Consider the following 12056-nt stretch of genomic DNA (forward strand, 5'->3'; position numbering starts at 1 on the left):
TCCGGGATCGCGTTCGTCCTTTCCGGCGCACGATCCCGGCTCAGCGGCTGCACCGCGGGCCGGGATGACGGCTTGAGGGAAGGCCCACCCGATGCACATCCTCACCACCACCTCCACCAGCCTCGACGACCTCGTCGAGCCGGTCGATCTCGGCCAGACGCCGGGCGAGGTGGTGGTGGTGTCCTTCGCCGACAGCGACCTCGGGGCGCTCGCGCGGGCGCAGGAAGCGATGATGGCACGGGGCGGGGCGGACCTTCCGAGCCTGCGCCTCGCCAATCTGCGCGACCTGCGGCACCCGATGTCGGTCGATCTGTGGATCGACAGCGTCGCCGTCCATGCCCGCATCGTGGTGGTGCGGCTGCTCGGCGGGCTCGACTGGTGGCGCTACGGCGTCGACCGGCTGAGCGCGCAAGCGCGGGCGCGGGGCTTCGCGCTCGCCGTCCTGCCGGGCGAGGACCGTGACGACCCGCGCCTCGCCGAGGCGTCGACGCTTCCGGCGCACGAGCTGGACGGCCTGCTCGGCTATTTCCGCGCCGGCGGGCCGGCCAACATGCGCGCGCTGCTGCGGCGGCTGGCCGGCCATGCCGGGCGGGATCTGGAGGCGGCAGAGCCTGCACCCGTGCCGCTGGCGGGATTTCATGAGGGACCGGGCGAGGCTCCCTGCGATGGGGCCGCCATCCCCGTCATCTTCTACCGCTCCATGGCGCTGGCGGCCGACACCGCGCCGGTGGACGCGCTGTGCGTCGCGCTGGCCGCGCGGGGGCTGCGGCCGTGCCCGATCTTCGTCGCGAGCCTCAAGGAGCCTTGCTCTATCGCCTTCCTCAAGGAGGCGCTGGAGCAGATGGCGCCGGCGGCGATCGTCACGCTCACCGCCTTCGCCGCCGCAGATCCCGGGGAGGCGACCGTGCTCGACGGGCCGGGCGTGCCGGTGCTGCAGGCCATCGTCGCCACGACGAAGCGCGAGGCGTGGGCGGAAGGCGTGCGCGGGCTGACCAGCGCCGACCTCGCCATGCATGTGGTGCTGCCGGAACTCGACGGGCGGGTGCTGGCCGGCGCGCTCTCCTTCAAGGCGCCGCAGGAGACCCCCGCCGTGCCCGGCTTCGCCGCGCTGGTGAACCGGCCCGAGCCGGACCGGGTGGCGCAGGTGGCGGAAAGGGTGGCATCGCTGGTGCGCCTGCGCGCCACCGCGCGCCGCGACCGCCGGATCACCGTACTGATGCCCGACTATGCCGGCGCCCCCGGCCGCACCGGCTGGGCGGTGGGGCTCGACGTGCCGGCGAGCGTGCTGGCGCTCATGGAGGACATGGCGGCGGCCGGCTACCGGGTGGAGGGCGCGCCGGGCGATGAGCGGGCATTGCTGGAGGCGGTACAGGGTCGGCTCCCTCTCCCGGCCGGGGTGAGAGGAGCGCATCAGGCGTCGTCGTCATCCCGGACGACCAGGGGCCGATCCGGGCTCGCGGCGCGCGTTGCTGCACCGGGCGGTTCCGGCCTGGTCGACGATCCCGGCTCTGCGGCTTTGCCTTCGGCCGGGATGACGGCCGTGAAGGCCGGGCAGGACGGCGATCAAGCGACCCTCTCCCTCGCGGACTACCGCGCATGGCTCGCCACCCTCCCGCCCGACGCCGTCGCGGCGGTCGCCGCCGCCTGGGGCGCGCCGGAGGACGACCCGGACGCCATCGACGGCGCGTTCCGCTTCCACGCCCGCGCCTTCGGCAATGTTACCGTCGCCCTCGCGCCGGATCGCGGCTCACGGGCCGAGCGGCGGGCGCAGTATCATGACCCGGCGTTGCCGCCGCGCCACGCGCTGCTCGCCTTCGGGCTGTGGCTGCAACGCGAGGCCAACGCTCTCGTCCATATGGGCGCGCATGGCACGCTGGAATGGCTGCCGGGCAAGCATGTGGCGCTCACACGCTGCTGCTTCCCCGAGCTGCTGCTCGGCAGTCTGCCGGTCGTCTATCCCTTCATCGTCTCCAATCCCGGCGAGGCGGCGCAGGCCAAGCGGCGCATCGCGGCGGTGACGCTCGGCCATCTGCCGCCGCCCACCGTGGAGGCCGGGCTCGCCGGCGAGGCGGCCGAGCTGGAGCGCCTCGTCGACGAATATGCGCAGGCCGACGGGCTCGACCGCCGCCGGCGCGAGCGCCTTGCCCGCCTCATCGTCGAGGAGGCGACGCGCACCGGCCTTGCCCGCGACGCCGGCCTCGAGGCCGGCGCGGAGCCCGACGAGGCGCTGAAGCAGATCGACGCCTTCCTGTGCGACATCAAGGAGATGCGGCTCAAGGACGGCTTCCACGTCTATGGTCGCGGCGCCTGCGGCGATGCCGAGCGCGACGGGCTTCTCGCCGCGCTCGACGGGCGGCGGGTCGCGGCGGGTCCCTCCGGCGCGCCGGGGCGCGGGCGCGGCGACGTGATGCCGACGGGCCGCAACCTGTTCGCCAGCGATCCGCGCGCGCTGCCGACGCCGACCGCCATGGACCTCGGCCGGATGGCGGCGGAGGAGGTGCTGCGCGCCTATGCCCAGGCGCATGGCGACTGGCCGCGTTCGCTGGTGCTGGACCTGTGGGGCAGCGCCACGCTGCGCACCGGCGGCGAGGAGATCGCGCAGGGGCTGGCGCTGATCGGCGCGCGCCCGACCTGGGACCCGGCCACCGGCCGCGTCACCGGCATCGAGGTGCTGCCGCCGGCCGCGCTGGGGCGCCCGCGCGTCGACGTCACCTTCCGCATATCGGGGCTGTTCCGCGACCTGTTCCCGGCGCAGATCGCGCTTATCGACGCCGCCCTGCGCGCGGTGGCGCGGCGCGAGGAGACGGATGACGAGAACCCGCTGCGCGCGGCGGGCGAGCATGCCGCGCGCATCTTCGGCACCGCGCCGGGGGCCTATGGCGCCGGGCTCGACGCGCGGTCCGGCAAGATCGAGCGTGCCGCGCTGGGCGCCGCCTATCTCGCCAGCGCCTCCCATGCCTATGGCGGCGCGGAGGGCATGGCGCAGGAGGCCGGTGCCGCGTTCGCCGCGCGCGTCGCATCGGCGGAACTGCTCGTGCACGGCACGGATGATCCCGGCCGCGACCTGCTGGAAGGCGACGCCGACCTTGCCTTCATCGGCGGCTTCGCGGCGGCGGCGGAAAATCTCGGGCGCGCGCCCGATCTCGTGGTGCTCGACACCTCCGATCCGGCGCGGCCGATCGCCCGCCCGCTCGACCAGGCGATCGCCCGTATCGTGCGCGGGCGCACCAGCCCGCGCTACATTGACGGCCTGCTGCGCCACGGCCCGCGCGGCGCGGCGGAAATCGCCGAGACGGTAGACCGGCTGATCGGCTTCGCTGAGGCGACGCGGGCGGTGCCCGGCCACCTGATCGACGCGCTGCACGCCGCCTATGTCGGCGACGCGCGAGTGCGCGCCTTCCTCATGCAGGCGTCGCCCGAGGCGGCGCGCTTCGTCGCCGCCCGTTTCGAGGGCGCGCGGGAGAAGGGGCTGTGGCACCCCCGTCGCAACGATGTCGGCGCCGATCTCGCGCTTCTCGCCGGGGAGGCGGCGGAATGAGCGCCCCCGCGCAGCCTTGGACGGGGCCGGTGCGGCGCGGCGCCTGCCCCTCGCTGCCGCAGCCGATGCGTACCGGCGACGGGTTGCTGGCCCGCCTCCAGCCGCTCGATCCTCTGACACTCGACCAGCTCGCCGGTCTGGCGCGGCTGGCGCGTGAATTCGGCAACGGCATTGTCGAGGTGACGGCGCGCGGCAAGCTGCAATTGCGCGGCCTCAGCGAGGCGAGCGCGCCGCGCCTGCCGGCGGCGGTGGCCGCACTCGGCATAGCGGTGCCGCAGGGCTTCCCGGTCGAGGTGAGCGCGCTGGCGGGGCTCGATCCGGCACAGCGTTTCGACCCGCGCCCGCTGGCGCGGACGATTTGCGACGCCGCCGCCGGCCTCGTGCCGCGCCTGGCGCCGAAAGTGTCGGTCGTCGTCGATGGCGGCGGCACGTTCCGGCTCGGCGGGCTGAAGGCGGATATCGGCGTGACGGCCGGCGACGACGGGCTGCTGCTGGTCGTGCTCGCCGGAATCCCCTGCGGCGAGGCCGCGCCGGAACGGATCGCGGCGGTCGTGGTGGCACTGCTGCAGGCGCTGGCGGCGCGGGGCGACACCGCGCGCATGCCGGACCTGCTGGCCGAGGAGGGGGGCGAGGGGCTGCGCGCCGCCTTCGGCCTCGACGCGCCCTCCGGCGGATGCGGCCCGGGCGTCGATCCGGTGGGGCTGCATCGCCTTGCCGACGGCTCCTTTGCGCTCGGGCTGGGCCTCGCCTTCGGGCAGGTCGCGGCGGCGATGCTGGAGAAGCTCGCCGACGCCGCCCGCGCCGCCGGCGCGCGCCATGTCGAGCCCGCCGCCGGGCGGGCGCTGCTCGCCGTCGGCCTGGCGCAGGCAGCGGCGGAAAGCCTGCGCGAACGGGCGGCCGCGCTCGGCTTCATCACCGATGCCGCCGATCCGCGCCGCCGCGTCTTCGCCTGCGCCGGGCAGCCGGCCTGCGCCTCGGCGCGGATCGGGACGCATGCGCTGGCCGCCGCTCTGGCGCCGCTGGTGACGCGCGGCACGCTGCACGTTTCGGGCTGCGTGAAGGGCTGCGCGCACCCCGCCCGCGCGGCGCTGACCATCGTGGGGCTGGACGAAGGGGCGGGTCTCGTGGTCGAAGGCACGCCGCGCGATGTTCCCGTGCGCGTCGTGCCGGTGGCGCGGCTTCCCGAGGCCGCGCGTGACCATCTACAGAAGGCGACTTCACGATGAAGGACTTGGCCTGAGTGTCCATCCCGTTCGATTACGTGCGCGACGGCAACGCGATCTATGAGCGCTCCTTCGCCATCATCCGCGAGGAGGCCGATCTCGGCCGCTTCACGCTGGAGGAGGCGGATGTGGCGGTGCGCATGATCCATGCCTGCGGGCTGGTGGAATCCGCCTTCGCCATCGACTTCTCCCCCGATCTGGTGCGCGCCGCCCGCAACGCCCTGAACGCCGGGGCGCCGATCCTGTGCGACGCGCAGATGGTGGCGCATGGCGTCACCCGCGCCCGGCTGCCGGCAAACAACGAGGTGATCTGCACGCTGCGCGATCCGGCCGTGCCGGAGCTCGCCGAACGGCTCGGCACCACGCGCTCGGCCGCCGCGCTGGAACTGTGGCGCGACCGGATGGAGGGGGCGGTGGTGGCCATCGGCAACGCGCCGACCGCGCTGTTCCGCCTGCTGGAAATGCTGGATGCCGGCGCGCCCCGGCCCGCCGCCATTCTCGGCATTCCGGTCGGCTTCGTCGGCGCGGCCGAATCCAAGGACGCGCTGGCGTCGGGCGACCACGGCGTGCCGTGGCTGGTGGTGCGCGGGCGGCTGGGCGGCAGCGCCATGGCGGCGGCGGCGGTGAACGCGCTGGCGAGGCCGGGCCTATGAGCGGAGATTCCTGCGGCCGCCTGATCGGCGTCGGCGTCGGGCCGGGCGATCCCGAACTGATGACGCTGAAGGCGGTGCGCGCGCTCGGCGAGGCCGACGTCGTCGCCTATTTCTCCAAGCTCGGCAATGCCAGCCATGCCCGCGCCATCGCCTGCGGGCATTTCCGCGCGGGAGCGCAGGAACTGCCGCTCGGCTATCCCGTGACCACCGAGCTGCCGAAGGACGAGGCGCCCTACAAGGACGCCATCACCGGCTTCTACGACGCCTCGGCGCAGGCGGTGGCGGCGCATCTCGATGCCGGGCGGACGGTGGCGGTACTGTCGGAAGGCGATCCGCTGTTCTACGGTTCCTACATGCACCTGCATGTCCGGCTCTCCCATCGCTACAGCACCGAGGTCGTCGCCGGCGTCACCGGCATGTCCGGCTGCTGGTCGCAGGCCGGCGCCCCCATCGCCCAGGGCGACGACGTGCTCAGCGTGCTGCCCGGCACGCTCAGCGAGGCCGAGCTGACGCGGCGGCTGGCCGAGGCGGATGCGGCGGTGATCATGAAGGTCGGCCGCAACCTGCCGAAGATCCGCCGCGCGCTGGCCACCGCCGGCAAGCTGGCGCGCGCGCTCTATGTCGAGCGCGGCACGATGAACGGCAGCCAGTGCGAAAGGCTGGAGGCGCGCGCCGACGGGCCGGCGCCCTATTTCGCCATCGTGCTGGTGCCCGGCTGGGGGCCACGCGAATGAACGCCAACACGGATCGTCCCGTCCCCGGCTCCTCCACGGGCAAGCTCTTCGTGGTCGGCCTCGGCCCGGGCGAGGCGCGCTTCCTCACCCCGGAGGCGAGCGCCGCGCTGGCGCAGGCCGAGGCGCTCTACGGCTATGTGCCCTATCTCGACCGCGTGCCGGAGCGTGCCGGACAGACCCGCCACGCCTCCGACAATCGCGAGGAGCTGGCGCGCGCCGGCGCCGCGCTCGCCCACGCCGCCTCGGGCGCGAAGGTGGCGATGGTGTCGGGCGGCGATCCCGGCGTGTTCGCCATGGCGGCGGCGGTGATCGAGGCGATCGAGGCCGGGCCGCCGGAATGGCGGGCGCTCGACCTCGCCATCGTGCCGGGCATCACCGCCATGCTGGCGGTGGCGGCCCGCTGCGGCGCGCCGCTCGGGCACGATTTCTGCGCCATCTCGCTGTCGGACAACCTCAAGCCCTGGGAGCTGATCGAGCGTCGCCTGCGGCTCGCCGCCCAGGCGGGCTTCGCCATGGCGTTCTACAACCCGGTCTCCAAGGCGCGTCCGCACCAGCTCGACCGGGCCTTCGAGGCGCTGCGCGAGGAACTGCCGGCGGGCGTGCCGGTGATCTTCGGCCGGGCGGTGGGGCGGCCGGACGAGCGGATGCGGGTGGTGCCGCTCGGCCATGCGCGCGGGCACATGGCCGACATGGCGACCTGCATCATCGTCGGCTCGGTCGAGACGCGCACCGTCGAGCGGCCCGGCCAGCCGGCGCTGGTCTACACGCCGCGCCGGGCGGGGGATGCGTGATGGGGCCGGCGCTCCAGCCAGCCGAGCACAGCATCGACGGTCTCCACCGTCTCGACCTCGGGGCGGGCCGGCCGGGCGACCATGATCACCTCGATGCCCAGCGCGCGGGCGGCGGCGATCTTGCCGTGGGTGGCGCCGCCGCCGCTGTTCTTGGACAGGACCGCGTCGATGCGATTTTCGATGAGCAGGGCGCGCTCGTCTGCCTCCGCGAATGGGCCCCGCGCCTCGATGTAGCGCACGTCCGGCAGCACCAGCGGCGGCTCGATCGGATCGATGCTGCGCACGAGATAGGCGTGCTGCGGCGCCGTCTCCAGCGCGCGCACCTCGTTGCGGCCGAACGTCACCAGCACGCGGCGCGGCGCGGCGCCGAGCTTTTCCACCGCCTCGGGAATGTCGGCGGCGTCGCTCCAGCGGTCGCCGGGCCGGCATTGCCATTCCGGCCGCACCAGTGCGAGCAGCGGCACGCGCGCGCGGCGCGCGGCCTCGGCGGCGTTGCGCGAGATGTGGGCGGCGAAGGGGTGGGTGGCATCGATGAGGATGTCGATGCGCTCGGCCTGCAGATGCGCCGCCAGCCCGTCCGCGCCGCCAAAGCCGCCGGAACGGGTGGGCGCGGCGAGCGCCAGCGGGTTGCGCGTGCGCCCGGCAAGCGACAGGCTGACATCGAAGCCGCCGCGCGCCTCCAGCGCCGCGGCGAGTTCGCGGGCCTCGGAGGTGCCGCCGAGGATGAGCAGGCGCGGGGCGCCGGCCTCCCGGCCAGGTTCGGACGCATTCATGCAGGGCAGTGAGACCATCGCGCCGGGCGCGTCAACCGTAGCCTCGACCGCCGCGCCGCAGGACGCCGGGCCGGACGGGCGCTGGCTGACGATCGTTGGCATCGGCGAGGACGGGCTCGCCGGCCTCGCCCCGGCGGCGCGTGCCGCCATCGAGGCGGCGGAGGTCGTGTTCGGCGGGGCGCGGCATCTGGCGCTGGCCGGCGCGGCGGTGAGGGGCGCGGCGCACCCCTGGCCGAGCCCGTTCGAGCGCGGGATCGCGCAGGTGCTGGCGCTGCGCGGACGAAAGGTCTGCGTGCTCGCCTCGGGCGATCCGCTGCTGCATGGCGTCGGCGCGGTGCTGGCGCGCCATGTCCCGGCGGCGCAGACGAGCGTCATCCCCGCGCCGTCCGCCTACAGCCTTGCCTGCGCGCGACTCGGCTGGCCGCTGGCGCAGGCGACGTGCCTCACCGTGCATGGCCGCTCGCTCGATCTCGTGCGGGCGCATCTGCATCCCGGCCGGCATCTGCTGGTGCTGACCTCCGACGGCGCCGGGCCGGGCGAGATCGCGCGGCTGCTGACGCGCGGCGGCTTCGGCGGCTCGACGCTGCATGTGCTGGAGGCGCTGGGCGGCCCGCGCGAGCGGGTGCGCGTGGCGCGCGCGGAAGGCTTCGCGCTCACCGACATCGACCCCCTCAACCTTCTGGGCATCGAGGTCGCGGCGGGCGAGGGCGCGCGGATCATTGCCCGCGCGCCGGGCCTGCCGGACGAACTGTTCGAGCATGACGGCCAGCTCACCAAGCGCGAGATCCGCGCGGTGACGCTCTCCGCGCTGGCGCCGCGGCGTGGGGAATTGCTGTGGGACATCGGCGCCGGGGCGGGGTCCATCGGCATCGAATGGATGCTGGCCGACCCCTCGCTGAAAGCCATCGGCATCGAGGAGCGGGCCGAGCGCGCGGCACGGGCGCGGCGCAATGCGGGCGCGCTGGGCGTGCCGGGGCTGGAGATCGTCGAGGGGCGGGCGCCCGAGGCGCTGGCGGGCCTGCCGGCGCCGGACGCGATCTTCATCGGCGGCGGCGCCAGCGCGCCGGGCGTGATGGACGCCGCCGTCGCGGCGCTCAGGCCAGGGGGGCGGCTGGTGGTCAATGCGGTGACGCTGGAGACCGAGGCGCTGCTAATCGCCCGCCATGCGGCGCAGGGCGGCGAGCTGCTGCGCCTTTCGGTGTCGCGCGCGGCGCCGGTCGGCGGGCTCACCGGCTGGCGGCCTTCCATGCCGGTGACGCAATGGAGCTGGGTGAAGCCATGATCGTGGCCGGCGTTGGCAGCCGCCGCGGCGTCACCTCCGAGGAAGTCTGCGCCGCCATGCGCGGGGCGATGGCGCGGCACGGCGTGAAGCTGTGCGACATATCGCTGATGGCGACCCCGGCGCTGAAGGGCGGCGAGGCCGGCATCATCAAGGCGGCGCTCGATCTCGGCCTCCTGCTGGTGATGGTGCCGCAGGCGCAGCTGGAAGCCGCCGGGGCGCGGGCGATCACCCATTCCGAGCGGGTGGTGGCGCTGATGGGCGTGCCCTCGGTGGCGGAAGCCTCGGCGCTGGCCGTCGCCGGCCGGCGCTCGGTACTGATCGGCCCGCGCTTCGTGCTGGGGCCGGTGACATGCGCGCTGGCGCGGGAGGCCGAAAAAGCGGTGGAAATTTCGTGACGGTGCATTTCATCGGCGCAGGACCGGGGGCGGCGGATCTGATGACGCTGCGCGGGCGCGACCTCATCGCCCGCTGTCCGGTCTGTCTCTATGCCGGCTCGATCGTGCCGCCGGAGGTGCTCGGCTGGTGCCCGCCGGGCGCGCGCATCGTCGACACGGCGCCGCTCTCGCTCGACGAGATCGAGGCGGAATACGTCGCCGCCGCCGCCGCCGGGCACGACGTGGCGCGGCTGCATTCGGGCGACCTCTCGATCTATTCGGCGGTGGCCGAGCAGGTGCGGCGGCTGGAGAAGCATGGCATCGCCTACACGCTCACCCCCGGCGTGCCGGCCTTCGCGGCGGCCAGCGCGGCGCTCGGGCGCGAGCTGACCGTGCCGGGGCTGGCGCAGAGCGTCGTCATCACCCGCGTCTCGGGGCGCGCCTCGGCCATGCCGCGAGGCGAGACGCTGGCGGCCTTCGGCGCGACCGGGGCGACGCTCGCCATCCACCTCGCCATCCATGCGCTGGAACAGGTGGTGGCGGAGCTGACGCCGCTCTATGGCGCCGATTGCCCCGTCGCGGTGGTGGTGGAGGCGACGCGGCCGGCCGAGCGGCTCATCCGCGGCACGCTGGGCGACATCGCGGCCAGGGTCGCGGCCGAGCCGGTGGAGCGCACGGCGCTGATCCTGGTCGGGCGGGCGCTGGCGGCGGCGGATTTCCGCGAGAGCGCGCTCTACGACGCCACCTATCAGCGGCGGTTCAGGGGGCGGGAATGACGATGCGGGGCTCGCCTTTCCCTCTCCCCATTGGGGAGAGGTGGCCCGCGCAGCGGGCCGGTGAGGGGGGAGAGGGCTGCCGCGCTCAAGTGCCCCTCACCCCGACCCTCTCCCCGATGGGGAGAGGGAGCGGCGGCGTCATCGCAGGAAGCGTTCCATGACCGCCAAGGGCTTCATCATCGCCGCGCCGCGCTCGGGATCGGGCAAGACCACCGTGACCCTCGGGGTGACGGCGGCGCTCGCCGCGCGCGGGCTGAAGGTGCGCGCGGTGAAGTCGGGGCCGGACTATATCGACCCCGCCTTCCACGCCGCCGCGACCGGCCGGCCGGGGCTGAACCTCGACAGCTTCGCCATGCCGCCGGAACTCGTCGACGCGCTGGCGGCGGACGCGGCGGAGGGGGCCGACCTCGTCATCATCGAGGCCTCGATGGGCCTGTTCGACGGGATCACCGGCGAGCCGGGGCGCAGCGGCGCGGCGGCGGATCTGGCGGCGCGGCTCGGCCTGCCGGTGGTGCTGGTGCTCGACATTTCCGGCCAGTCGCAGTCGGCGGCGGCCGTGGTGCGCGGATTCGCGACGCACGACCCGGCGGTGCGGATCGCCGGCGTCATCCTCAACAAGGTCGCGAGCGAGCGCCACCGGGCGCAGGCCAGCGAGGCGATCGCGGCGCTTGGTATCCAGATATTGGGCAGTCTGCCGCGCGATGGGGCGGTGAGCCTGCCGGAGCGCCATCTCGGCCTGGTGCAGGCCTCCGAGCATCCGGCGCTGGCGGCGCAGCTCGCGGCGCTGGCCGCGCGTGCCGAGGCGCATATCGACCTCGCCGCGCTGGCGGCGCTCGGCGCGCCGATCGGTTCCGCCACGCCGGCCAACGGCGAGGCCCGCGTGCCGCTGCCGCCGCCGGGGCAGCGCATCGCGCTCGCCAGCGACGTCGCCTTCTCCTTCGCCTATGAGCATCTGGTCGCCGGCTGGCGGCGCGCGGGGGCGGAGATCGTGCCCTTCTCGCCGCTCGCCGACGAGGCGCCGGGCGAGGCGTGCGACGTTTGCTGGCTGCCGGGCGGCTATCCCGAGCTGCATGGCGGCCGGCTCGCCGCCGCCGCCCGCTTCCTCGACGGGGTGCGGCACTTCGCGCGCACGCGTCCGGTCCATGGCGAGTGCGGCGGCTTCATGGTGCTGGGGCAGTCGATCGAGGATGCCGAGGGCGCGGTGCATCCGATGCTCGGCCTGCTCGGCCACGCGACGAGTTTCGCGCGGCGCAAGCTCAATCTGGGCTATCGCCGGGCGCTCACCCTGGCGGCCTCGCCGGTCGGTCCGGCGGGAACACGCCTGCGCGGGCACGAATTCCATTATGCCAGCGTCACATATCGCGGCGACGATGCGCCGCTGGTCGAACTCAGCGATGGACAGGGTAATGGAATGGGGCCCGCCGGCAGCCGCCGGGGGTGGGTCTCCGGAACCTTCTTCCACGTCATCGCCGTTGACGGCCTGCCGCATTGGAGTGAGTCATGAATGCCTTTCGCCGCCTCCTCGTTCTGCTGGCCGGCCTGATGGGCGCGGCGGGAGTGGCCGCGGCGGCGGCCGGGGTGCACGTCAGTGCCGATCCCAACCTCACCACGGCGGCGTATTTCCTGATGCTCGGCGCGGCGTCGGTCGTCGGCGCCTGCGGGCTGGCCGCCGCGCGCGGGCCGGGCTGGTCCTTCGCCACCGCCGGCGGGGGCATCATCGCCGCCGGCACGCTGCTGTTCAGCGGCGCGCTGGCGTCCCGCGCGCTCTGGGAACTTGTCATTTTTCCTATGGCCGCACCGATCGGCGGGACTATGCTCATTCTCGGATGGCTGGTCCTGGGCTTGGCTGCCTTCGAACGCGGAACCCGCGCCGACTGAAGTTGGCCAAAAGGTTGCATCACGAGAAAACGGC

The 12056-nt window shown here is 74.3% G+C and carries 11 protein-coding genes; 10 read left to right on the plus strand and 1 reads right to left on the minus strand.

Annotation, left to right across the window (positions count from 1 at the left end):
• Positions 1-91: 91 nt before the first annotated feature.
• From cobN to AC1PZ7_RS09750, 5 genes are read left to right on the plus strand one after another with little or no spacing between them, the layout of a single operon-like run.
• Complete coding sequence (cobN, locus tag AC1PZ7_RS09730; RefSeq protein ID WP_482359265.1) at positions 92-3538, plus strand: cobaltochelatase subunit CobN; 3447 nt, start codon at positions 92-94, stop codon at positions 3536-3538.
• Complete coding sequence (gene cobG, locus AC1PZ7_RS09735) at positions 3535-4764, plus strand: precorrin-3B synthase (RefSeq protein WP_482359266.1); 1230 nt, start codon at positions 3535-3537, stop codon at positions 4762-4764. The genes cobN and cobG overlap by 4 nt, the downstream gene beginning before the upstream one ends.
• Positions 4765-4778: 14 nt before the next feature.
• Complete coding sequence (locus AC1PZ7_RS09740) at positions 4779-5414, plus strand: precorrin-8X methylmutase (RefSeq protein WP_482359267.1); 636 nt, start codon at positions 4779-4781, stop codon at positions 5412-5414.
• Entirely contained in the window at positions 5411-6148 is a 738-nt protein-coding gene (locus AC1PZ7_RS09745; RefSeq protein ID WP_482359268.1) for a precorrin-2 C(20)-methyltransferase, read from the plus strand. The genes AC1PZ7_RS09740 and AC1PZ7_RS09745 overlap by 4 nt, the downstream gene beginning before the upstream one ends.
• Positions 6145-6939: a precorrin-3B C(17)-methyltransferase gene (locus AC1PZ7_RS09750; RefSeq protein WP_482359269.1), complete on the plus strand. Its 795-nt coding sequence runs from the start codon at positions 6145-6147 to the stop codon at positions 6937-6939. Before AC1PZ7_RS09745 ends, AC1PZ7_RS09750 begins: the two co-directional genes overlap by 4 nt.
• Here AC1PZ7_RS09750 and AC1PZ7_RS09755 read toward each other — a convergent pair.
• Positions 6909-7712: a cobalt-precorrin-6A reductase gene (locus AC1PZ7_RS09755; protein ID WP_482359270.1), complete on the minus strand. Its 804-nt coding sequence runs from the start codon at positions 7710-7712 to the stop codon at positions 6909-6911. The two genes, AC1PZ7_RS09750 and AC1PZ7_RS09755, sit on opposite strands and share 31 nt — an antisense overlap.
• On the opposite strand from AC1PZ7_RS09755, the gene cbiE reads away from it, so the two are divergent.
• From cbiE to AC1PZ7_RS09780, 5 genes are all read left to right on the plus strand, one after another.
• Complete coding sequence (gene cbiE, locus AC1PZ7_RS09760) at positions 7711-8994, plus strand: precorrin-6y C5,15-methyltransferase (decarboxylating) subunit CbiE (RefSeq protein WP_482359271.1); 1284 nt, start codon at positions 7711-7713, stop codon at positions 8992-8994. The two genes, AC1PZ7_RS09755 and cbiE, sit on opposite strands and share 2 nt — an antisense overlap.
• On the plus strand, positions 8991-9389 hold the full coding sequence (locus AC1PZ7_RS09765) for a cobalamin biosynthesis protein (protein WP_482359272.1): 399 nt from the start codon (positions 8991-8993) through the stop codon (positions 9387-9389). Before cbiE ends, AC1PZ7_RS09765 begins: the two co-directional genes overlap by 4 nt.
• Entirely contained in the window at positions 9386-10144 is a 759-nt protein-coding gene (gene cobM, locus AC1PZ7_RS09770; RefSeq protein ID WP_482359273.1) for a precorrin-4 C(11)-methyltransferase, read from the plus strand. Before AC1PZ7_RS09765 ends, cobM begins: the two co-directional genes overlap by 4 nt.
• A 157-nt stretch (positions 10145-10301) precedes the next feature.
• Positions 10302-11648, plus strand: a complete 1347-nt coding sequence (locus AC1PZ7_RS09775) for a cobyrinic acid a,c-diamide synthase CobB (RefSeq protein WP_482359274.1) — start codon at positions 10302-10304, stop codon at positions 11646-11648.
• The gene (locus AC1PZ7_RS09780; protein ID WP_482359275.1) at positions 11645-12022 is read left to right on the plus strand and encodes a DUF423 domain-containing protein; all 378 of its coding nucleotides are present in this window, start codon (positions 11645-11647) and stop codon (positions 12020-12022) included. The genes AC1PZ7_RS09775 and AC1PZ7_RS09780 overlap by 4 nt, the downstream gene beginning before the upstream one ends.
• Positions 12023-12056: the final 34 nt, after the last annotated feature.

Source organism: Ancylobacter sp. TW_SC_1, from assembly GCF_056836805.1.